The sequence below is a fragment of the Bacillus sp. EB01 genome, assembly GCF_000613125.1.
In the GTDB taxonomy this organism is placed as follows: Bacteria; Bacillota; Bacilli; order Bacillales; family Cytobacillaceae; genus Bacillus_D.
The window spans coordinates 3,206,627-3,228,022 of the sequence record NZ_HG964497.1 but is presented as its reverse complement, the minus strand read 5'-3'; the positions used below and the strand labels follow the sequence as shown (position 1 = coordinate 3,228,022).

Here is a 21,396-nt window from a genome sequence, read left to right as displayed (position 1 = left end):
TGAGGGATAGAAAGTTTGAATTTTTAGTATTTTTTTAAAGAGGATGCGGAATCAAGGTGTCTTGGTTAAGTGAATAAGGTGTAAGCAACAAACATAGTTAGGAGGAATAGGATGAGAGTGCTTGTAATCGGAACGGATGATTTGGCAGGGGAACACGTTGTTAAGCTTCTTGCTGAAAAGCAGCATGAGGCAGTTGTGATGGCAAGCTCTGAAAACCGGGCCGAAGAATTGAAGCGGCTTGGTGCGACAGAGGTTGTCCTAATAGATGAGAAGGAGATTTCTGGCGCTTTCTCAAGCTGCCAAGCTGTCATCTATTTAGGAGGGGCAAGCCCGAGGACCGGGGAGAGCAAGCCGATATTGATTGACCATCAACTTGTTGTTGGTTCGATTCAGTCAGCTGTGAAGCACGGGGTTGAGCGCTTTGTGCTGCTTAGTGCATTAAAGGGCGAGGAAAGTGACACGAGCGGAACTGGTACAATCGGAGCGAAACAAATGCCGGAAGAACTATTGAGGCAGGAAGACCTTGCCTATACGATTATTAGGCCGAGCACGCCTGTGGACAAGCCGGGGAAGGGGAAAGTGGCCGTTTCGGAAACACTCACCACTGAAGAAGGTGAAATTCCAAAAGAAGATCTCGCATCGGTACTTGTCCAAGCGCTGGAAGTGGAAAAAACGATTGGTAAAACGATCACCGTGACAGAGGGTGAAACACCAATCGGCCAGGCGCTGACAGAATTATAGAATCATAGAAAATAAACGAAGGGTGATACGATGGCAGAGAAGAAAAAGTTTCTTCCGGCATTTTTAAAAGGAACGGCCGTACTGGGAGCAGCAGCGGCAGCGACGTATCTCTATCGGAAGGACGACACACAAAAGCAGCATTCAATTCTCAGGAATTTCCCGCTTCTTGGCAGAATCCGCTATATGACCGAGCAAATCGGCCCCGAGCTCCGGCAGTATTTGTTCCAGAGTAATCTTGAAGGCACGCCTTTCCCAAGAAAGGAATTCGAGGATATCGTCAAGGCGGGCAAATATAAGGAGCGTTTGATTGGCTTCGGATCGGAACGCGATTTTTCAAAAAGCGGCTATTATATTCGGAATAGCATGTTCCCGAAACAGCGGGAAGAACTGCGAATCGATAACAGCCAGAAAATCAATACAATGGTTTATAAAGTCGATGAAGAAGGCCTGGTAACCCGGAAGGAGCACCGGGAAGAAAGACAGGTAGATCCTTTTTTCCTGACAGATGAGGATGCTGTTGTGATTGGCGCTGATTCATGCAGGAAACCGTTCAAGGTAAAGGGGTTAGTCGGGCAGTCGGCGATGAGCTACGGCGCGCTCGGGAAAAATGCGATTACCGCCTTATCTAAAGGGCTTGCCCTGGCAGGCGGTACATGGATGAATACAGGGGAGGGCGGGCTGTCTGATTATCATTTGGCAGGGAATCCCGATATTATCATGCAGATTGGACCGGGGTTGTTTGGAGTACGGACACCGGGTGGGGAATTTTCCTGGGAAGAGTTCAAGCGGAAGAGTGAAATTAAACAGGTAAAAGCGTTTGAACTTAAACTTGCCCAAGGCGCGAAAATCCGCGGCGGCCACCTTGAAGGCGATAAGGTAACCGAGGAAATCGCGCGAATCCGCCTCGTCGAACCAGGGAAAACGATCAACAGCCCGAACAGATTCTATGAATTCAACGACTACCATGAATTGTTTGAGTTTGTGGAGAAAATGAGGGACCTGGGTGGAAAGCCAGTCGGGATCAAAATCGTTGTCGGCGACCTTGATTCGCTTGAAGAGATGGCTTCAATTATAAAGGATACTGGAATGGGGCCTGATTTTATAAGCGTTGATGGCGGGGAAGGCGGAACCGGCGCCACCTACCAGGAACTTGCCGATGCAGTCGGGCTTCCAATTCAATCGGCGCTGCCGGTCGTTGATGAAATGCTGAAAAAGTATGGTGTGCGGGACAGGGTGAAGCTGATTGCCTCCGGGAAACTGATTACACCGGACAAGATCGCAATTGCACTCGCGATGGGCGCGGACCTTGTCAACATCGCACGCGGCTTCATGATTAGCGTCGGCTGCATTATGGCGGGCAAATGCCACACAAACGCCTGCCCGGCGGGAGTCGCAACGACTGATCCGAAGCTTCAGGACGGCCTGGTGATTGAGGAAAAAATGTACCGGGTGGCCAACTATGTCATTTCACTGCGCGAAGGCCTGTTCAATCTTGCAGCCGCGGCGGGCATTGATTCCCCTGTTAAATTTGAGCGGAAGCACCTCGTCTTTAAAGACGAATGGGGCAGGGTAGCTTCGGTGGGAGACATTATCCTCACGCCTGAGAAAGTCGATGCTATCAGGGAGAAGGAAAGAGCGTGAAGGTAAGAAGAAGCAGGGGATGCCCCTGCTTCATTTTTTGTTTTCGTTCAGTTAACAAGTGTATGTGCGACTTGAATTCGCACCTATTTTGCCAAAATGGTAGAAGTTATTATAATAGTGCAAATACATATGCTATGCTTTTAGTTATGATGTTAGTGAAAAAATAAAGATCGTAAAATAACTTCAAAAGGGAGTGGAGAATATATGAAATTAAAAATTATAGATTCAACTTTTTCCGTTGTGAAATTTCCTCCAGCAGAAACAATACCATTATGGGCATTGAACTGCGAGGTGTTTTCTATTACTCGCACCGATGAGGAACTTTCAGTCGTATGTCCTTCCGAATGTTTACCGAGTAGTGATCAGCTTAAGGAAGTTGAAAATGATTGGAAATGTATAAAAGTAGAGGGCGTTTTAGACTTTAGCTTAACTGGAATATTATCTTCGTTAGCTACTACATTAGCAGAAAATAAAATTAGTATCTTTGCTATTTCCACTTTTAATACGGATTACCTACTCGTTAAAAGTCAATCAATTGAAAAGGCAAGAATTGTATTAGAGAATAATGGTCACTCTTTTTGCAATATTTAACGGAGTTTATGCACAACGAAGTAGGAATGTAATTAACTTTGATTCTCTGTGGTGAGTTCTGCTACATAGCTAGCGGTGCAGGTTTGTTGAATAAGATCCTACGGATTATAAAGAAATGAGGAGAAAAGTTGTTTCCAACATTAGAAACAGATAGGTTGGTTTTAAGAGAAATATCCAAAGATGATGCTAAGGGAATATTTGCTTGTTTTTCTAATGAAAATGTAACGAGATATTATGGCCAAGAAACTTTAAAAAGTATAGAACAAGCAGAAGGATTTGTTGATTTCTTTGCAAACAGTTATAAGGAGAAAAGGGGAATACGTTGGGGTATTGAAAGGAAAGGAACTCAGGGGATAATTGGAACCATTGGTTTTAATGCTTGGTCTCCAAAACATAAACGAGCAGAAATAGGATATGAAATCCATCCCGAATATTGGAGAAAGGGTTATACTTCTGAGGCAGTATTAAAGGTAATTCAGTATGGTTTTGGTGACTTGGGACTTACTCGTATAGGAGCCGTCGTTTTTATAGATAATGAAGCTTCTACTAATTTGCTCTCCAAAATGGGATTTCAAAAAGAAGGCGTTCTAAGGGATTATATGTACCAAAATGGACAGGCTTTTGATACATATGTTTATTCGTTACTTAAAAATAAGAGATAATGTTGTTATTCATGCGGGTGCTTTGATCCAAAAGGATTAACCGCCTTTTTTATTGAATTCCACATTAAACTCACAAAGAGTTGGCAAAACAGGATTTTTACATTTCTCCGGACCTCTTCATTTTAAAAGTGGAGGTCCTATCTACTCAAAAATGTCCCAACTAATGAAATGAAAAGGTTCTGTTAAACGATATGGTTTATTTTTCTATTAAAAACTAGTATGTTGCTATTGTATAATTATAAAAATAAGTTTATTAATATGAAGTATTTCGTATAGTGGTGTTCGCTTTTAAATCAGCTTAAGATTTACTTGTTGGAGCCATGATTAGTGGTTTTCCACAAGGGATTTTGGTGATATTCAATACAGCACGCTTAATAGATGCCATTATGACCATGCGTCAAAAAGCAATTTGTATGTGTTTATAGTAGCTATTTTAATATGAACCGTTTTAAAAAAGAAGGGGATTTTACATCGTGAATGAACTATTAGTAAAACAAGCAATAGAAGACCGCCGTTATCTTCACCAGCATCCAGAGTTATCCGGGGAAGAATATGAAACGTGTAAATTTATACGCAGCCGCCTGGAAGCGTTAAATATTGAAATCTTGGATTTCCAGCCGCCAAGTCTAGTTGGTTTTGTCAAAGGAACAAAAGGAGACAAGACAATTGCCTTACGGGCCGATATTGATGCTCTCCCAATTATGGAAGAAGGCGATAAGCCGTTTAGTTCGAAAAATCCTGGTGTTGCACATATGTGTGGACATGATGGCCATACGGCTATTCTTTTAGCTGTATCAGAATGGATAGCAAAAAACACAAAAGACATCGAACCGAATATTGTACTTATTTTTCAATCAGCTGAAGAAATTTCACCGAGTGGAGCTGATAAACTTGTACAACAAGGGGTTTTGAAAAATGTCGATGCAATTTTCGGTATTCACCTATGGCAAGGAATGGATAAGGGGAAAATCGGTTTAAAACCTGGTCCGATGATGGCTTCGGTTGATGACTTTGAAATAACAATACAAGGGTATGGGGGCCATGGATCCATGCCTCATGAAACAGTCGACCCAATTTATGTAGCAACACATGTTATTCAATCCTTACAAAGCATCATAAGCCGCAAAGTGAATCCAATGGATCCAAGTGTTATTTCAGTTGGAAAAATAGAATCAGGAACAACTTATAATATTATACCTGATTCTGCTAAGATCATAGGTACTATTAGGACGTTATCACCGGACGCTGTTCGGACCATTCAAAGTCAAATGGTTCAATTGACGGAAGGCATTTGCAAGGCATTCGGCGCGACAGCCAAAGTCGATTTTATAATTGGAACGCCTCCGCTAGTTAATGATCCTAAAGAATCCGAATTTGTTGAATCGATTATTAGAAGAACATTTGGCAATGACGTATTTGAGTTAGTCGAGCCAGTAATGGGTTCGGAGGACTTTTCCTATTATCTGAAAGAAAAACCTGGGGCTTTTATTTATGTAGGCATGAATGGAAAGAAGAGTATGTATCCTCATCATCATCCCAAATTCGAAATTGATGAAGAGGTTTTTCCAGACGCCATCCAATTGTTTATTGAGATCATCAAAAACTATAGGTAAAGAAATGTCTTCAAAAAAGCTGTCTTTAGACCAAATCTTGGTGGATATTTGGGATATCAAGGAGCATGAGAACGAAATAGTACTAAATTGAGAAAAGCAATAAACAAATTAAAACCCGCACCCATCTCGGTGAGAGAAAGGAGCGGGTTCTTTTTTATAATCCAGGCAAGGCAAGCTTGTTTATTAGATGTCCAATCTAATTCTCGAAAATTAGTTAGTGCTTAACTTTTTAATTTCTTTAGTATTAAAATCAATAGTATACCTAGCTCTTACTTTAATTTCTCCATCAACCGTCTCATAAATTCTAAGATAATATTTGGTGCCAGATTCTTTCTCGTAATCGACCGTATATTTTTCTTTTTCCTCTTTGCTAAGGGTATCCCAAATCATTACTTCCGCTTCATCCTGAGATAGTATTCCTTTTTTTTCTGCCTCAATATCGCTTAATGTTTTACCTGAACAAGCAATGGTAATAATAGAAAAACTTAAAATTAATAGAAAAAGATAGAACTTTTTCAATCAAACTACCTCCCCAAAATCCTTTTATCATAAAAGGTATACAAAGTGGAAATACTAATTTAAAAACCCATAGCTTTATAGTTTCAGAATAACATAGCTTACTTGAATGAACACTGCCGGCGGACTGGTTTGTCCTGAATATCTGAAAGTCTGTCCTGTATCGTTTGGGAAATGTCCTGAAAAATCCGGGAAATGTCATGAAAATCTAAAAAGGTGTCCTGTATATAGAAAAAGTTGTCCTGAATGGTTTAGCTACCTGCGTGTTTCAGGTGGGGATTCACTCATCTCGATGACAGAATGACAGAATCAAGTTTTTATGGATTAATTTTTCTAATCAAAGTCACTTTTCATTCAAAAAGCCGAAGCCAGACTAAATTTTATATTTTTAATAGGTAGCTAAATGACAACGATTTCACTTTAGTAGAAAAACGTTTACATTGTATGTTAGTATACTAGTATACCTAAAAAATAAAAAGTTAAGAGGAGACTTCGACCATGACTAAAGAACAGCTAGACTCAGAACTGAAAGAGTCGGATACAAATTCGTTCCCATGGATGGATCAATCATTGTCGCCGCGTGAACGTGCTGAAAAGCTCGTAGCTGCGATGACTCTGGAACAGAAGATTGCCCAGCTTCACGGCGCAATGGAGACAATCAATATCTATGCCTTACCGACTGCTGATGAAATGAATGCAATGGATGCGGAGGAACAAGAAAAACTAATGGCTCAGCTTCAAGTACAGCGCCATGTGAAGGGTATTGAAGAGCTGGGTATCCCGCGTTTCCGAATCACCAACGGCCCTGTTGGTGTCGGTATGGGCGATGGACATCCGAGTCCGCCTGCTACCGCATTGCCAATGACCATTGCCCTCGCTGCCGGATTTGATCCAGAGCTAGCGCATGACTACGGCGACATTATTGGGTCTGAAACAGCCACACTCGGCCAGCACGTACTGGAAGGTCCAGGAGTTTGCTTGCACAGGACTCCGATTGCCGGCCGTAACTTCGAGTACTTCTCTGAAGATCCGTACCTTTCCGGGGTCATGGGTGTCGAAGTAACGAAGGCGATTCAGGCACATAATGTGATTGCCATGGGTAAGCATTTTGTGGTTAACGATCAGGAATATGAGCGCTTCCGCACCAGTGTAGAGGTGGATGAGCACGTTCTTCGGGAATTGTACCTGATGCCGTTTGAAATGCTGGTTAAAGACGCTAAGATTGCTGCAATCATGAGCGCCTACAACCGAGTCCGCGGCGTTTATGCAACTGAGAACCGCTATCTTCTTAATGACGTTCTCCGCAAAGAGTGGGGTTTCGAAGGTTATGTGCAATCCGATTTCTGGTCAACGCGCTCTGCTGCTCCGTCGCTGAATGCAGGCTTAGATCATGAAATGCCGGACGCTAAGTGGTTAAACGAAACGAACGTCAAGAATGCACTCGAGGACACGAGTCTTGAAATCCAAACTGTAGATCGCGCCCTTGTCCGCCGTTTCACCCAGATGTTCCGTTTCGAACAATTCGAGCGTCCTTACAACCCAGGTGTCATTGATGCGAAGGCCCATGGAGATATTTCTCGAAAAATTGGCGCCCAGACAGCCGTTCTTCTGAAAAATGATGGCGGTATCCTGCCGCTTGACCCCAATGCTTATAAATCCATCGTGATTATCGGCCAGTCAGAATACGTCGATGATGCGTGCAATGGCGGTGGAGGCTCTTCCAAGGTCGACCCGCTTTATACAGTACCGCCGGTAGAGGGGATGCAGGATGTCCTGCAAGGACTTGGATCTGACGCAAAGGTAAGCAAGGTTACCGTAGCCAAAGACTTGTCGAACCTGGAAGAGGCCAAGTCTGCAGCTGCCGGTGCAAATCTTGTCATCTTGATGGCTGGTTTGGTCGCATCCGAGGGTGCGGATTTACCAACTCCAAACATGCTGAATGACCAGGACCGGATGGTTGACGAACTACTCGATGTCAATCCGGACACAGTTGTCGTTTTGAAAAATAGCAGCCCAGTCTTGATGCCGTGGATTAACAAGGCACACGCAGTACTGGAAGCGTGGAACCAGGGAACAGAAGATGGCCATGTTGTTGCAGATTTGCTCTTTGGTGTTGTCAATCCTTCCGGCAAAGTGCCTACAACCTACACGGCATCAGAGGAAGATCTTTTGTACGCTGGCAACCCTGAGCGCTATCCTGGAATCGACGAAGGTGAAGGCTTCCCGGTTATCCGTTATTCCGAGGGCCTTAACATGGGTTACCGCTGGTACCAGTCGCAAGGAAAAAAGCCGCTATTCCCGTTCGGTTTCGGCCTGTCTTATACAACGTTTGAGCTTTCCGGCTTCTCGGTAACACCGTCCCAGTCAGACGGCAAGGCTCCGATCTTGGCAAAAGTGACCGTAACCAACACAGGGAAAGTTGCAGGTGCAGAGGTCGTCCAAGTTTATCTTGGTATTCCTGTCAAAGGTCAGCCGCCTAAACGCCTCGTCGGATTCCAAAAGGTATTCCTTGAGCCTGGGCAATCAAAAGAAGTTACCATCACAATCGATCCGGGTGCCACGAATCATCCAATGAGTGTGTGGGACTACTACGAACATGACTTTGTAGTAAAGCCAGGCGAATACAAGGTATACCTTGGCACCTCCAGCGAAGATACACCGTTCGAAGCTACAGTAGTTGTTGACTGAAGGGAAGTATAAACGAGTAAACATTTCTACTATCTTTAGGGTTATAACGTAGAACAAGTAGCAGTCCAATTCACATTGGGCTGCTTCTTTTTGTTGATAAAGTTTTTATCGTAGTAAAGGTGAATTAGTATGATAATTCGTGTTCCAATTTTTATAAGAGCTAATTGGATATTTATGTTAAAGTGGAAGAAGGACTTATCCAACACAAGGAGGGGGCATTATCGTGTTAAAAGTAAGACCTTTACAAGATAAAGATTATAAATTGATTAAAGAAGCAGAAAAAGTTACGGAATTCGCATTATAAGCACAAAAACCTCTAAGTTTTTTTAAAAAATATGGCTTGAGGAAAGTTCCCCAAGCCCTTAGATTGTTTTTTATTTTTAAAGATGCTAAACACTTCGAAGCATTGAAGTTAGCATTTGCTATAGCCGTAACAACTTGCACCTATAATGATTAGTAAAATAAACAATACTACAATTAGAACAAAATCATTATGATAAGTAGGACAGCCATAACTATAAGCAGGAGCTGCACATCCATAATCATAAACAGGAGCTGTATAGGTAGGCATTGGGGCAGCAATAGGGGCAATATTTGGGGCGACATTTGGAGCAACATTCGGACCAATATTTGGAGCGACATTAGCACCAAGAGTCGGTGGTGCGTTAAGGTTTGGATACATTATCACACTTCCCTTCATGTAAGGAATTTCTCTATATAGTACTCTGGGAGATGTGTTTTGAGCCCGTCTATTAAAAAATGGGTAAATGTCATGGGGTGTGAAATGACCAGATATTACAGTGAATAATAAAGATAGTGAGCATATGAAATGGAATTTTTGTTATGGTGCACGATCGGACGCTGCGGTTTGTATGCTCTGCCGTTTCTAGACCAGCTTGCCACTCTGAATAAATACTTAAAAGAAGGCCTTGTCACCAATTTTGTTAGATAAGCTGATTGCTGGCTGTTCGGGTTTCTTTTTTCATTTAGAATTTGAATCATTTCTTGTGATGTCCGTATATCAAATCCATGTCCAAACAATCGGCCATCATGAAGGACAACAGCATTAATGCCTCTGTACTGTGGCTTTTTTCGATCAAAGTCAGGATTATTAAAGTACAAAACATCTCCGGGTATAAAATGATTGGAATAAAAGGTAATGATACCTACGTCTGTATCCGTATGCCAGCTGTAAAGATATAGATTTTGAAACAGTGAATTAAATAAATTGCTGCCAATACTATTCAATATGGCATGGTAATAGATGATTGGAATAGCTGTTGCACATTCAAATGCATAGAGTGAACTGTTCCGATAAATATCGAGAATTGCATCAGCCGGTTGCACATCGGGTCTTAAAAAGAACCCGCCTGCCCTAGTTAATTGCCAGTACCTGGGGTTGCAGCGGGCATATTCAAAGTAGGTAAACTCTGCTTGACTATTGTTCATTTTTTCCGCACTTTGGATAATGTTCTTCCGCACTTTAAGTTCAAACAATAATTCATACTCGGAATTATAAGAATACAAGACGGGAGCACTCTGCATCTGTTGAATAATTGTTTTTTCAATACTCCCAAGCTGCCAATTTTCCTTCTGTTGAAACGGGACCCCTGATAGTTGGATCATACAATCCCCCATTCCTACACGACTTTTCATTTGCATTCATATCTATCGTATTCTCGTTTTTTTTAATCATGTTTACATGAAGTAATAAAGGTGTGCAAATCAACTATCGTTATTTGTAAAAAAATAGGCTCTGCCTTGGTTTGAGCATCCAAAGAGGCAGTGCGAGTCATTTCCAAAGTGGCAACAATAACTTTCGGACGCCAAGGAGTGTGTGTCAATCCTTTGTTCCCAGGAATCATAGAAACTCCAATGAAACAAAGTTTGTGAACATCGAAAAAATTGCTTGACCAGCTCGTAGCTAAACGCATTTGCAGCCTCGGTGAAATAGGATAGACTTTATCCTGCTTTCTTTTTGAATGAAAGGTTTTACAAACCTTTTACTTTAACCTCATGGAAAATTAATATGATCACTCTATTATAAAAATGTCTTACAACTACTTATATCCGAGGGGGAAGATTTGGACATGAATCGCAATTTGAAAAAGAAATTAGCTGGAATCTCAGTGGCCGCTGCCGTCGCTGTTTCATCTTTAGGTTTTGCTGGTTACAACAATTTAACTGAAGCAAAGGACACAAAGAAACAACCGACCAACGTCATTATGATGGTTATGGATGGAACAAGTGCTGGTGCTACTTCTCTGGCAAGGTGGTACAAAGGCGAAAACCTGGCAATGGATGAAATCGTCATTGGCGGAGTACGTACCCATTCTGCAGAATCTGCGATTACCGATTCTGCACCAGCTGGTACAGCATTAGCAACAGGTAATAAGAGCAACGATAAAATTGTTGGGCTTCTCCCTCGGATTGTGAATACACCTGGTGTGGATCCAGTCGACCCAGAAGATGCATTAAGACCGGTTGCTAACGTTTTAGAGGGCGCAAAATTAGAGGATAAGGCAACTGGAATCATTTCTACTTCAGAAATCCAGCATGCTACACCTGCAGGATTTTCAGCTCACGCATCCCACCGCAGCAATTACCAGGACATTGCTGAGCAGCAAGTTTACCAGGGAATTGATGTTGTCCTCGGAGGAGGAAAAGAATCGCTCGTACCTGGAACAACCAAGAATGCACGTGTTGATGGAGAAAATCTAGTAAACGTGTTAAATCAAAATGGATATGATTTGGTAGAGACAAGGGACCAATTATTAAATTCAAATTCTGATAAAATTTGGGGTTCGTTTGCTCCTTCCGCACTTGCATACGACTTCGATCGTAAGAAAGCAAACAATAGCGAACCATCCCTTGCTGAAATGACCAATAAAGCAATCAATACACTATCCAAGGATGAGGATGGCTTCTTCCTATTTGTGGAAGGAAGTAAAGTTGACTGGGCTGCTCACGCAAATGATACAATCGGTATGATCAGTGATGTATTGGCTTTTGATGACGCGGTAAAAGAAGCATTGGAATTTGCTAAAAAAGATGGAAACACAATGGTTATTGCGGTCAGTGACCACGGAAACAGCGGAATAACAATGGGTAACCAGAACACGAATAGCAACTATCCTGAAATTCCAGTTTCAAGTTACATTGACCCATTGAAGAAAGCATCAATGACAGTTGAAGGTGCATTGAAGCAACTAAAAGCTGACCGCTCGAATATGAAAGAAGTAGCAGAATTATATGGTCTGGATAACCTGACAGCTGCAGAAATTGAAGCTTTAAAAGCATCAAAAACTTTGCAAGCGGATATGGTTAAAATGCTGGCTAACCGTGCAAATATTGGTTTCACTACCGGCGGCCATACTGGTGAGGATGTCTTCCTTTACGCTTACGGTCCATCAAAACCATATGGATTGATTGACAACACAGACATCGCGAAAACAATGGCTAAATTCATGGGCTTTGACCTGAAAAAAACAACCGATAAGCTCTTTGTCAATGCTAGGGAATCATTTGAGAATAAAGGCTACACAACTCGCATTGATGTAACTGATAAAAATAACCCTGTATTCATTGCAGAAAAACAAAATAAAAAGATTGAAATCCCTGTTAACAAAAACATTGCCAATGTAACCCAAAACAAAAAAACGTTCACCAAGACACTTGACGGTGTAACTGTATACAACGGGAAAGATTTTTATGTATCCCAAAACGCATTAAATATGTCTAAATAATAGCTTGAAAAAAGTGCTTCCCCCAGATCATCAGGGGAAGCACTTTTTTATTTTGAAATCCGCCGATTCGGACCATTTTTCCCATTCTTTATTTAATAATCAATGCAAAAAGGCTTGTAGTGGATATGTTCCCTACAGGCCTTTTCTACAAGGTTACGTTAAACAACAATGTTGTTGATTTCCGCTCCAGGCGCTTCGCTTTCCACGGGCGGCCTGGGAGCCTCCTCGGCGCAAGCTCCTGCGGGGTCTCCCACTGACCTTTTCTCCCGTAGGAGTCTTCGCGCCTTCCGCTCCAATCAACAATACTAATAAATCAACAATATCCATTAACACAGCTTTCTATAAAAAGAGAAGGTGGCAAAAATCATGTGTTTCCGAGATGTAAGTTTAGATATTATTTAGTACATAAAAATACTTTATAATCTAAAACCCCCAGATATTTTGCTGTTAAGTTCATATGCTGGTGCATAATCTCATAGAGTTCACGTTCAATATTCTTTGAGTATTGAAATTCGGGCATTGACTGGTTTTCAAGGAGAGGGGGTGCTTTTAAGAAAGTTTCTATTTTTTTAAACCCAGTCTGTTTAAATAAGGTTATCCATTCCTTTTCGGTATGAATAGAATCAAACCCATAAAATTGTTTAATTTCCTCTTCGGAATGCCTCCCAATTCTCCTGCTAAGGGAAAGCTCATTTGCAATAAACCGCCCGTCATTCTTTAATAATCTAATTATTTCCTTAAGTGCCTTAGGCATGTTGACAAAAGACAAAACAGATTCGGAAAGTATAAAGTCATATTTAATGCCCTTAATCGGAAATTTCTCGATAGAGCCCTGAATGATTTTCACTGGTAATCGAGATTTTTTCATTCTGTTTTTGGCTTTTTCCACCATGATCGGATTAACATCCAACCCTGTAATTTTTGCCCCATAATGTGCCGCTAAGTAGGCGGCGGTTTGGCCGGTACCACATCCTACATCTAACACCTGGGAAAATTTGTCAATCTTTTCATACTCGAAAATTTTCTTCGTTAGCTCAATACCACCTGGATGTGCACCACTTACACCAAATTTGGACAGAAAATCTAAATACTTGGAAGCCCCAATTAGAACCACCTGCTTCAACCATTTATTCGCCATAATATGAATATCGAAATAGGATGGTTCCTTTCAAATCTTGTTGGCGACCTGAAGAAAAACCGATTCTTTCAATGATATAAGCATTAGCTGTGTCCACTTTTGCCAAATTAAAAGTCCAATTTCCAAAGAGCATAAAAAGGAAACTGGACTTCTTAAATATATATTTTATGTGAGACAGTTTCTTAAAAATGAAAAGCCCACACAACAATTGGTCCTATAAAAGTACCGATGATTGCACATAATGCCATTGCAACGGAACTCATTGAAAAAGTGAGTTCACTGTATTCGGCAGCTTTAGATGTTCCCATTGCATGTGAGGCACTGCCAAGAGCGATTCCTCTGCCAATAGGGCTATGCACTCGCATAAATTTAAAGATAGCAGGGGCTGCTATTGCACCAAGTATCCCTGCCATGATAACACTAAAAATGGCTATTGAGGCATTGCCTCCCAATCCTTCAGCGACCTCCATGGCAACAGGTGTAGTAAGGGACTTGGGAATGATCGACAGAATTAATGTGTGATTTATCCCCAGTATCTTAGCGAGGAGGCCAATACTGACCATTCCTGAAATCGTCGCAATTAGAACCCCGCTTAAAATGGTGAATAAATGATTTTTTAAAAAGTAGCGTTGTTTATACAAAGGATAAGCAAGTGCTACAACCGCCGGCCCTAAAAGGGAATTAACCCATTTCCCGCCAGCCATATACTGTTTATATGGAATATCAAAGAATAAAAGGATGACGATCAGCAGGAGTGTCGTTGTTACAATCGGAAGTAAATAAAAATAGGAATACCGCTTATATAATTTGGCCATTGCAAAATAAACAACAACGGTTAGGAACATCATGAAGAATGCGAGAAGGGCTTGCTGCATCCTTTATCATCCTTTCTTTTTTGTGCTTTTTTCTCAAAAAATTGAATTGCTGTTCCTGCAATGGCAATTGAAATGATTGTACTTACTAATATGGCTACAACGAGTAATGCGCCATGAATGGAAAGTAACGAAGGATAGTTCATGAGACCAACGGTTGTTGGAATAAATAAAAACATTAATATACCAAGTAAAAAGACTGATCCATTTTCAATCCACTTCACTGGTACAATTTTTAAACATAGGAAAATAAATAGCAATAAAAGCCCTATAATACTCCCCGGAATGACCAGGTTAAACATGTTCTGGATAAAAGTCCCGATGAAGGAAAACAGATATAAAATACCAATTTGTAAAACAATCGCAAGAATTTTCATGTTTTGTTGTCCCTCTATTTGGAACTAATTTTCCCTTCTTTCTAATAAAATGATAGATAATTCTTTTCAATCCACAAGATTTGCTATGATTGCACGATGCGCGTGTTCAAGATGGTTTAAAACAGCATCCGTTGTTTGGTGTAAATTCCTTGCTTTAAGCCCCTCAATTATGAATTTATGTTCGGCATAAACCTCATCTAAGTCTACGCCGGATTTTAGTGCAACGAGGCCATACCAATTAACATGGTCTGTGAGGTTTTGGATTAATTGATGCAGGCGATAGTTTTGGCTTAACTCTGCAAGAAATAAGTGAAAGGATGAATCAGCATACATAAATTGTATGGGGTCTTCCTTAATGTCCAATAACTGTTTATTTACGTTCTCAATTTTATTGATCGTTTCATCATCGAGAAGAGGAATGAGTAGTTCAATGGCCAGAACATCATTTGCCTTTCGCAGTTGAAAAACTTCATCGACATCGTGTTTATTAATCGATTTGACGACAATTCCTTTTCTTGGTACAGATTGAATCCAGCCTTCCAGTTCCAGCTGCTGCAAAGCCAATTTTAATGGGGTGCGGCTAATTCCAAGGTTTTCACTAAGAGAACGCTTGAAGGTAGTTTTGAATGATTATTTTCCCCAACGAAGAACCACTGATCCCCAACCGAGGCCTGCCCCATAACCTACAAGAACAACTAAATCCCCGTCTTTTATCTTACCTTCCTTTACTTCCTCATATAGTCCGATTGCTATGGTGGGTGCTGAGGAGTTTCCGTAATATTGAATGGTTTTGGTGTGTACGTTTTCCATTGGGTACCCTAGTTACTCAATGCCCTTTTCGATGATACGTAGATTGGATTGGTGCGGCACTATAAAATTTATATCTGACAGACTGAGACCTGATACTTCCAACACTTTATACACCGCTTTTGGAAATCTATCGACAGCAAATTCATAAACGGCTCTTCCGTCCATCTTAATGTACTTATTTTCATCAAGGTGTAGGTATTTTCCTCCGCTTCCGTCCATCTGCATATTAATGCCGAGGATACCTCTGTCTTTTCCTACTCGTCCTAGGACAACAGCCGCAGCACCATCAGCAAACAAAAGGGCTGTCTTTTTGTCCATTGGGTTTAAGAGGGAAGAGCATTTGTCGACGGCAATTACTAACACATTTTTGTATAACCCTGTCTGGACGAACTGCGCCCCTGTCACCAAGGCTGTGATAAAGCTAGAACATCCCGAATGAAGGTCTAGACCTGCGCATTGTGTTGCCCCAATTCTATCCTGCACTAACGCAGCCGTGATATGGGTGTCATGAGTGTTTGTCCCGATAATAACCATGTCTATTTCACTAGAGTCGACACCAGCATCTTGTATCGCACGCATACCCGCGATTTCACACATATCCGTAAGAGAAGCAAAAGGAGATTCGTAGCGTCTCTCCAAAATGCCTGTCTTCATAAAAATCCCTTCTTCCGTAATACCGAACCGCTGTGCTAACACTTCATTTGTTATGACTATTTCTGGGATGTTTACTCCAATACCAAGTATGCCTGCACTGTACATTTACCAAAACCCCTAAATAAGTTAACTTTTACCATCATTTTAACACAATATTCGATATTTTGTGAATATTTCTCTCTTTTGGTAAAGAGGTGTAAAAGGGGGTGCTTATTTTGTCAGAGTTGAAACCATTGGACTCTTTATAACTGGGGATATAAAAAGTTTGAAATTAAAAGGGACATGCCTATTGAATGTGCAGATTAGCTAAAGAAAAGAAAAAACTGAATCTTCTCTAATCAAAATGCGTAATAAGATATAATGGAAGAAATTCAGTTATTTTCCTATAGGAAGGAGGACTGTAGGTTTGCGTGAAATTCAAGAGGTAGAGAGGACATTTAAGAACTACCTGAATTATGGTAATGTTATCGGCCCTATCACTATGTATCTAATCATAACTCCTATGGTTAGTTTAATAGTATCCTCAGCATTGCTTTTTATTTTTTTTACTATTCTTCTTTTCATGGAGTTATTCGCTGGCTGGCGTAGTTGGCGAAGCGGAGTGGATAGGCAATCCCACCAGCGAGTGATGGGGTTTTTCATGTTATTTAACTTTGGGCTTCATGCCGTAATGCCATTATTTTTCTTTACCTTTGGTACGATCTTCTTTTATATTTCATTAGCCATTTACTTAATACTTTTAGTATTCCTTTTCACAAAAACAAAAGTCATTGCGGAAGGTATCCATAATCCAGCAGAATCGTGGATCGGAAAAGCGTTTTTAATTGCAGCCGTGATCATTGTTTTCTTTGCGATCCCTGGTGATGCACGTCCAACGGAAGGACTGATTATGCGGCTAATGGATAATAAAGTTAAAGCGATTTATCTACCAACTGCTATGTATTTACTTGGGCTGCTAATCACATTCATATTGCCTGTTTTCTTTCACCCAGTACAATTTGAAGCAGCAGAAGAGCTTCCAAAAGGCCGGCGGAAATTATCAAGAGCAGAGCGAAAAGCACTTAAAGCCAAAAAGGTAAATAAGAAAGCTGAAACAGATGTGTCTTAATACCAAGGAGGGGTAGAGATGAAGCAGCTTTTTATAAAGCAGAAGGTATTCAGCCTAAGCGGCAAATTTACTGTAAAAGATCAGCAGGAGAGGGATGTGTATTATGTAGAGGGCAGTTTTATGAAAATACCCAAGACTTTCTCCATAATGAATACCGCAAGAGATGAAGTTGCACTTATTACAAAAAAGATGTTCAGCTTTTTGCCTCAGTTTCTTGTCGAAGTGAATGGCCGAGAGGTGTTAACAATAAGGAAGGAGTTTTCTTTCTTTAAGGCACGCTATACGATTGATGCAGCAGGAATTGAAGTTGATGGTAATTGGTGGGATATGGATTTTCAAATCATTCAGCATGGCGAGGTCGTCGGCCAAGTAAGCAAAGAGTGGTTTACCTGGGGTGATAGCTACAAGGTCCAGATCGTGAATGAAGAAATGGAAGCCGTCATAATTGCCCTCGTTGTCGCAATTGATTGTGTGAAGGCTGACCAGGCAGCTGCTTCATCAGCAGTGACCACTTAGGTGGGGTTGTAATATCTACAAGCATGGTGATTTATAGAACTTCACTAGGTGCAGCTTAAAGATTGCATATGTTTTTAAAAAAATCTGCTTATCAACTATTAAGGGAAGTTAGTTGAATATGCCTTCGTTGTCACTTATTAGGATTGGAGGGGATAATAATGAAACACGCACTAGTTGTGGGTGGTACTGGTATGTTATCAAGAGTGTCACTTTGGTTAGTAGAGAACGGCTATCATGTGTCAATTATTGCAAGAAGTGCCGAACGAATGAAGCAATTAATAGAAAAGACCAGTTCGTATAGTAATATAACTCCATTATTAGTTGATTATAGAAATAATGACCAATTAAAGGAGAAAATAAATTTAACAATTAAGCAAAATGGAGAAATTGATATTGTTGTTGCATGGATCCATTCAACTGCAGAAAAGGCTCTCCCAATTATTGTGAATGAGGTTTCGAAAGGTAAGTATCATTGGCAATTATTTCATATATTGGGGAGCAGTTCAGACTTAGAGGATATTAAAAATAAGATTCCAGCACCCTCCAGTTGTGGATATTATCAAGTTCAACTAGGGTTTATATCTGAAGGTTCCCAGTCAAGATGGTTAACAAATAACGAAATTTCTGAAGGTGTAATCGAAGCTATTAAGCAGAAAAAGAAATTGCTGACTATTGGTCAAATTCAGCCTTGGGAAAAGCGTCCTAAGTGATCGTTTATAAAGTTGTGAAGGGAAGTGCTTATTTGAATGACTACCATTTCCTAACAAAGTAAGGAAGCACCTAATCTAGTGCCTCCAAACAGGATAATGAACTTGGTGGTACATTGCTAGGAGTTTAATAGCCTCCGCCCATAAATGAAGCACCAATAATGATTAAAAGGATAAATAGAACAACAAGCAGGGCAAAGCTAGTGCCCATTCCTCCCCCACATTGCATTGAATAGCTCATGGTCTCACCACCTATTTATAGTTATTAGCAAGATATGAGAAACATAATTTGATTGAACTGGACAAGAGTGGATTTTTAACCACAAATATATTTATGTCTATGTATCCACAATCTAATGCTAGTGCGCATTACTATGCGACTTGCATTGTTAATTCGCATTTTGTACTTGAAAAGAAGTTCGTGAATCAGGGGTAAGTCTATATAAATGATTAAGGCCAAAGAAACACCCGTCGTATTTGAGGGTGTTCTTTTTTGCGAAAAAAGGAGGAGAACCTAAACAAACCCACCTGTATTTCATATAAACACTTATGAAATACAGGTGGGTCTTTTAATTGTTGGCATATATCTCAACTTTATCATTTTTGTGAATATCTTCTGTACCGGCTTCCAATGCAGTTTTATAGTAATAGCATTTATGGTCGATAAGTTCCATTGTCTTTTTTAATTCTTCCATCTGAGCTTCTACACTGGCTTTCCGTTCCATGAACATGTCAAATCTCTGCTGCAGTGTTGCATCCCCTTCTAAGCACCAATCAATAAAATGTTTAATTTCCTTAATTGGCATTCCGGTGGCTTTCAAACATTCAATCACCTTTAAAGCCTCGATATCAGATTCTTTAAACAAGCGTATTCCACTCGGTGTCCTTTCTACAAAAGGCAAAAGTCCCTCCTTGTCGTAGTAACGCAACGTATATGGTGTAAGATTCAATTCTTTCGCAACTTCACTAATCGAATAGGACTTCATCTTTTATTATCTCCCTTTCTGACTTCATAGACTTCGAGTTAACTCTAGGTATGTGAAATACTAACACCGTATTTTAATGATGTCAAAGCAACTTAAGGAAAAGATGGACACTTAATAAAAATCTTAATCCAGTGCTTGACTTAGAGTTAACTCTAAGGAATACGATTGTTTTTGCAAGAGAGAGCTGGAGGGTTTATTTCATAATCGTATATGCTCATTCTCTTGAAAAAATAAAGTTTATTGGAGGTTTTTTTATGATAACTGTTAAAGCGCGTGCCGTCGATGGTCCTGACAAGCCTTTCCGGGCTGCTGAAATTAAAAGGCGCGACCTTGATTTGCATGATGTTCTAATTGAAATTAAATATGCAGGCATTTGCCATTCGGATATCCATACTGCTCATGGGGAGTGGGGTCCGGTCAATTATCCGCTCGTACCTGGTCATGAGATTGCCGGAATTGTCACGCAGGTTGGCCCCGAAGTGACAAAGTACAAGGTTGGTGATAGGGTAGGAGTCGGTTGTATGGTCGATTCATGCGGGGAATGCGAGAACTGCCGTAAAGGGGAAGAACAGTACTGTCTCAAAGGAAATGTCCCTACCTATGCAGGCGTTGACAAATACGGCGAGCCTACCCAGGGCGGCTATTCAACCCACATTGTCGTTACGGAGAATTTCGTCGTTCGTATTCCTGATAACATTGAGCTTGACGCCGCAGCGCCATTGCTTTGCGCAGGCATTACTACCTATTCGCCGCTAAAACATTGGGGAGCCGGCCCTGGCAAGAAAGTAGCCGTTGTCGGCATGGGCGGCCTTGGCCATATGGCAGTCAAAATCGCAAGTGCAATGGGTGCTGAAGTGACTGTATTATCCCAATCACTAAATAAAAAAGAAGACGGCCTGCAATTCGGAGCAAAGCATTACTATGCCACAAGCAATTCAGAAACGTTCGAAAAACTGGCAAGATCCTTTGATTTAATCATTAACACGGTTAGTGCTAAAATTGACCTGAATGCTTATTTATCACTGCTAACGTTGGATGGAACCTTAGTAAACGTCGGTGCGCCCGCAGAGCCGTTGTCACTGCACGTGATGTCACTAATTGGCCATCGCCGTTCATTTGCCGGGTCCATGATTGGAGGAATCCGCGAAACCCAGGAAATGCTCAATTTCTGTGCAGAGCATTCTATTGTTCCTAAAATCGAGATTGTTACGGCAGACCAAATTGATGAAGCCTATAAACGCGTATTGGCCTCCGATGTGAAGTACCGGTTCGTCATCGATATCAGCACCATATAGTTCAAGTATTAAATAATGAAATCTAAAAAACAATAAACTGAATAAGTATGGTGAGATTGACGGGCAATGCTTTCAGTCTCACCTTTTTTAGCAAATGGAATGTACTTGGTATGGTCCTTCTGGGGACTCGTACCTCTTTGCAAAGAAAGGTGGGTATGAAAAATGAACATGGAAGAGTTTCTGGATTTTTGCAGGAAAGGCAACCCAATTTCAGGTGAGGATAAAGAATTACATGGGTTATTAACTCAATGCAGTTATGAAGCCCAAAGGATCACAATGGAATTGAATAGTTCCTTTCATTCAAAGGAAGAAATAGTAAAGATATTCAGTGAACTGACTGGCACCAAAGTCGACTCTTCTTTTATGTGTTTCCCGCCATTTCATACTGACTTTGGTAAAAATATCACGATCGGAAAAAACGTATTTTTCAACACAGGGTGTTCATTCCAAGACAGAGGTGGTATTACAATCGGTGACGGTTCAATGATCGGTATGAATGTTACGATTGCTACACTTAACCATGGATTGCCTCTAGAAACAAGAAACACAACATACCCCTTTCCCGTTAACATTGGCAAGAACGTCTGGATTGGATCAAATGCAACCATCCTGCCTGGTGTAACGATTGGTGACAATTCAGTTGTGGCGGCGGGAGCAGTTGTTACGAAGGATGTCCCAGCTAATACAGTAGTTGCAGGAGTCCCGGCAAAATTTTTAAAAGAAATAGAATAAATG

Annotated in this window: 23 protein-coding genes and 1 pseudogene; 12 read left to right on the top strand and 12 right to left on the bottom strand. The window is 40.9% G+C overall.

The features are described 5' to 3' along the window. The first annotated feature begins 111 nt into the window (after positions 1-111). The 5 genes from TY16_RS14740 to TY16_RS14720 all read left to right on the top strand — a co-directional run bounded on the left by TY16_RS14740 (position 112) and on the right by TY16_RS14720 (position 5,248). Positions 112-741: an NAD(P)H-binding protein gene (locus tag TY16_RS14740; protein WP_043932625.1), complete on the top strand. Its 630-nt coding sequence runs from the start codon at positions 112-114 to the stop codon at positions 739-741. A 30-nt stretch (positions 742-771) separates the two neighbouring features. Next, positions 772-2,382, top strand: a complete 1,611-nt coding sequence (locus TY16_RS14735; protein ID WP_081772990.1) for an FMN-binding glutamate synthase family protein — start codon at positions 772-774, stop codon at positions 2,380-2,382. Between the two features lie 204 nt (positions 2,383-2,586). Then, entirely contained in the window at positions 2,587-2,973 is a 387-nt protein-coding gene (locus TY16_RS14730) for an ACT domain-containing protein (RefSeq protein ID WP_043932624.1), read from the top strand. Between the two features lie 128 nt (positions 2,974-3,101). Then, positions 3,102-3,635, top strand: a complete 534-nt coding sequence (locus TY16_RS14725; protein ID WP_043932623.1) for a GNAT family N-acetyltransferase — start codon at positions 3,102-3,104, stop codon at positions 3,633-3,635. A 473-nt stretch (positions 3,636-4,108) separates the two neighbouring features. Beyond that, entirely contained in the window at positions 4,109-5,248 is a 1,140-nt protein-coding gene (locus TY16_RS14720; RefSeq protein ID WP_442853221.1) for a M20 metallopeptidase family protein, read from the top strand. A 210-nt stretch (positions 5,249-5,458) separates the two neighbouring features. On the opposite strand, the gene TY16_RS14715 is transcribed toward TY16_RS14720, so the two are convergent. Then, positions 5,459-5,767: a hypothetical protein gene (locus tag TY16_RS14715; RefSeq protein WP_043932621.1), complete on the bottom strand. Its 309-nt coding sequence runs from the start codon at positions 5,765-5,767 to the stop codon at positions 5,459-5,461. Between the two features lie 495 nt (positions 5,768-6,262). Between TY16_RS14715 and TY16_RS14710 the strand changes: the two genes are divergently transcribed. Continuing rightward, complete coding sequence (locus TY16_RS14710; RefSeq protein WP_043932620.1) at positions 6,263-8,452, top strand: beta-glucosidase family protein; 2,190 nt, start codon at positions 6,263-6,265, stop codon at positions 8,450-8,452. A 412-nt stretch (positions 8,453-8,864) separates the two neighbouring features. Here the strand turns inward: TY16_RS14710 and TY16_RS27205 are convergent, their stop codons facing one another. Both TY16_RS27205 and TY16_RS14700 read right to left on the bottom strand, forming a co-directional pair. Further along, entirely contained in the window at positions 8,865-9,023 is a 159-nt protein-coding gene (locus tag TY16_RS27205) for a YjcZ family sporulation protein (protein ID WP_155922341.1), read from the bottom strand. A 224-nt stretch (positions 9,024-9,247) separates the two neighbouring features. Continuing rightward, positions 9,248-10,078 carry a protein-glutamine gamma-glutamyltransferase gene (locus TY16_RS14700; RefSeq protein WP_043932618.1) on the bottom strand — a complete coding sequence of 277 codons (831 nt, stop codon included), beginning with the start codon at positions 10,076-10,078 and terminating at the stop codon, positions 9,248-9,250. Between the two features lie 464 nt (positions 10,079-10,542). Between TY16_RS14700 and TY16_RS14695 the strand changes: the two genes are divergently transcribed. Continuing rightward, complete coding sequence (locus TY16_RS14695) at positions 10,543-12,198, top strand: alkaline phosphatase (RefSeq protein ID WP_043932617.1); 1,656 nt, start codon at positions 10,543-10,545, stop codon at positions 12,196-12,198. A 394-nt stretch (positions 12,199-12,592) separates the two neighbouring features. On the opposite strand, the gene TY16_RS14690 is transcribed toward TY16_RS14695, so the two are convergent. From TY16_RS14690 to TY16_RS14670, 7 genes and pseudogenes are all read right to left on the bottom strand, one after another. Beyond that, a complete protein-coding gene (locus TY16_RS14690) occupies positions 12,593-13,312 on the bottom strand; it encodes a class I SAM-dependent methyltransferase (protein WP_052342874.1) in 720 nt (239 codons plus the stop codon). Between the two features lie 206 nt (positions 13,313-13,518). After that, positions 13,519-14,211, bottom strand: a complete 693-nt coding sequence (locus TY16_RS14685) for an LrgB family protein (protein ID WP_043932616.1) — start codon at positions 14,209-14,211, stop codon at positions 13,519-13,521. Then, on the bottom strand, positions 14,181-14,585 hold the full coding sequence (locus TY16_RS14680) for a CidA/LrgA family protein (protein ID WP_043932615.1): 405 nt from the start codon (positions 14,583-14,585) through the stop codon (positions 14,181-14,183). Before TY16_RS14680 ends, TY16_RS14685 begins: the two co-directional genes overlap by 31 nt. 66 nt (positions 14,586-14,651) lie before the next feature. Next, positions 14,652-15,044 carry a GntR family transcriptional regulator gene (locus TY16_RS14675; protein WP_269320347.1) on the bottom strand — a complete coding sequence of 131 codons (393 nt, stop codon included), beginning with the start codon at positions 15,042-15,044 and terminating at the stop codon, positions 14,652-14,654. Positions 15,045-15,095: 51 nt separating this feature from the next. Further along, positions 15,096-15,182: pseudogene (locus tag TY16_RS27115) on the bottom strand (GntR family transcriptional regulator); the annotation flags it as partial. Positions 15,183-15,215: 33 nt separating this feature from the next. Continuing rightward, complete coding sequence (locus tag TY16_RS26945; RefSeq protein ID WP_231505628.1) at positions 15,216-15,395, bottom strand: 3-oxoacyl-[acyl-carrier-protein] synthase III C-terminal domain-containing protein; 180 nt, start codon at positions 15,393-15,395, stop codon at positions 15,216-15,218. A 12-nt stretch (positions 15,396-15,407) separates the two neighbouring features. Further along, entirely contained in the window at positions 15,408-16,154 is a 747-nt protein-coding gene (locus tag TY16_RS14670; RefSeq protein ID WP_231505627.1) for a 3-oxoacyl-ACP synthase III family protein, read from the bottom strand. A 301-nt stretch (positions 16,155-16,455) separates the two neighbouring features. Here TY16_RS14670 and TY16_RS14665 point away from each other — a divergent pair, with 301 nt between their 5' ends. The 3 genes from TY16_RS14665 (at position 16,456) to TY16_RS14655 (ending at position 18,383) form a co-directional block, all read left to right on the top strand. Further along, positions 16,456-17,157 (top strand): hypothetical protein, encoded by a 702-nt coding sequence (locus TY16_RS14665; protein ID WP_043932614.1) that lies wholly within the window; start codon positions 16,456-16,458, stop codon positions 17,155-17,157. Between the two features lie 18 nt (positions 17,158-17,175). Next, positions 17,176-17,673 carry an LURP-one-related/scramblase family protein gene (locus TY16_RS14660; RefSeq protein ID WP_043932613.1) on the top strand — a complete coding sequence of 166 codons (498 nt, stop codon included), beginning with the start codon at positions 17,176-17,178 and terminating at the stop codon, positions 17,671-17,673. 158 nt (positions 17,674-17,831) lie between these two features. Next, positions 17,832-18,383 (top strand): short-chain dehydrogenase, encoded by a 552-nt coding sequence (locus TY16_RS14655; RefSeq protein WP_043932612.1) that lies wholly within the window; start codon positions 17,832-17,834, stop codon positions 18,381-18,383. Positions 18,384-18,507: 124 nt separating this feature from the next. On the opposite strand, the gene TY16_RS25760 is transcribed toward TY16_RS14655, so the two are convergent. Further along, the gene (locus TY16_RS25760; RefSeq protein WP_081772987.1) at positions 18,508-18,621 is read right to left on the bottom strand and encodes a YjcZ family sporulation protein; all 114 of its coding nucleotides are present in this window, start codon (positions 18,619-18,621) and stop codon (positions 18,508-18,510) included. A 328-nt stretch (positions 18,622-18,949) separates the two neighbouring features. Then, positions 18,950-19,366 (bottom strand): MerR family transcriptional regulator, encoded by a 417-nt coding sequence (locus TY16_RS14650; RefSeq protein ID WP_043932611.1) that lies wholly within the window; start codon positions 19,364-19,366, stop codon positions 18,950-18,952. Positions 19,367-19,620: 254 nt separating this feature from the next. Between TY16_RS14650 and TY16_RS14645 the strand changes: the two genes are divergently transcribed. Together TY16_RS14645 and TY16_RS14640 are read left to right on the top strand one after the other, a co-directional pair. Further along, a complete protein-coding gene (locus TY16_RS14645; RefSeq protein WP_043932610.1) occupies positions 19,621-20,661 on the top strand; it encodes an NAD(P)-dependent alcohol dehydrogenase in 1,041 nt (346 codons plus the stop codon). Positions 20,662-20,823: 162 nt separating this feature from the next. Next, complete coding sequence (locus TY16_RS14640) at positions 20,824-21,393, top strand: sugar O-acetyltransferase (RefSeq protein ID WP_043932609.1); 570 nt, start codon at positions 20,824-20,826, stop codon at positions 21,391-21,393. Positions 21,394-21,396: the final 3 nt, after the last annotated feature.

Coding starts and splice junctions, on each gene's coding strand:
- TY16_RS14740 (WP_043932625.1), top strand. CDS start 112: ATGAGAGTGCTTGTAATCGGAACGGATGATTTGGCAGGGGAACACGTT.
- TY16_RS14735 (WP_081772990.1), top strand. CDS start 772: ATGGCAGAGAAGAAAAAGTTTCTTCCGGCATTTTTAAAAGGAACGGCC.
- TY16_RS14730 (WP_043932624.1), top strand. CDS start 2,587: ATGAAATTAAAAATTATAGATTCAACTTTTTCCGTTGTGAAATTTCCT.
- TY16_RS14710 (WP_043932620.1), top strand. CDS start 6,263: ATGACTAAAGAACAGCTAGACTCAGAACTGAAAGAGTCGGATACAAAT.
- TY16_RS27205 (WP_155922341.1), bottom strand. CDS start 9,023: ATGCCTACCTATACAGCTCCTGTTTATGATTATGGATGTGCAGCTCCT.
- TY16_RS14700 (WP_043932618.1), bottom strand. CDS start 10,078: ATGATCCAACTATCAGGGGTCCCGTTTCAACAGAAGGAAAATTGGCAG.
- TY16_RS14695 (WP_043932617.1), top strand. CDS start 10,543: ATGAATCGCAATTTGAAAAAGAAATTAGCTGGAATCTCAGTGGCCGCT.
- TY16_RS14685 (WP_043932616.1), bottom strand. CDS start 14,211: ATGCAGCAAGCCCTTCTCGCATTCTTCATGATGTTCCTAACCGTTGTT.
- TY16_RS14680 (WP_043932615.1), bottom strand. CDS start 14,585: ATGAAAATTCTTGCGATTGTTTTACAAATTGGTATTTTATATCTGTTT.
- TY16_RS26945 (WP_231505628.1), bottom strand. CDS start 15,395: ATGGAAAACGTACACACCAAAACCATTCAATATTACGGAAACTCCTCA.
- TY16_RS14670 (WP_231505627.1), bottom strand. CDS start 16,154: ATGTACAGTGCAGGCATACTTGGTATTGGAGTAAACATCCCAGAAATA.
- TY16_RS14660 (WP_043932613.1), top strand. CDS start 17,176: ATGAAGCAGCTTTTTATAAAGCAGAAGGTATTCAGCCTAAGCGGCAAA.
- TY16_RS14655 (WP_043932612.1), top strand. CDS start 17,832: ATGAAACACGCACTAGTTGTGGGTGGTACTGGTATGTTATCAAGAGTG.
- TY16_RS25760 (WP_081772987.1), bottom strand. CDS start 18,621: ATGAGCTATTCAATGCAATGTGGGGGAGGAATGGGCACTAGCTTTGCC.
- TY16_RS14650 (WP_043932611.1), bottom strand. CDS start 19,366: ATGAAGTCCTATTCGATTAGTGAAGTTGCGAAAGAATTGAATCTTACA.
- TY16_RS14645 (WP_043932610.1), top strand. CDS start 19,621: ATGATAACTGTTAAAGCGCGTGCCGTCGATGGTCCTGACAAGCCTTTC.
- TY16_RS14640 (WP_043932609.1), top strand. CDS start 20,824: ATGAACATGGAAGAGTTTCTGGATTTTTGCAGGAAAGGCAACCCAATT.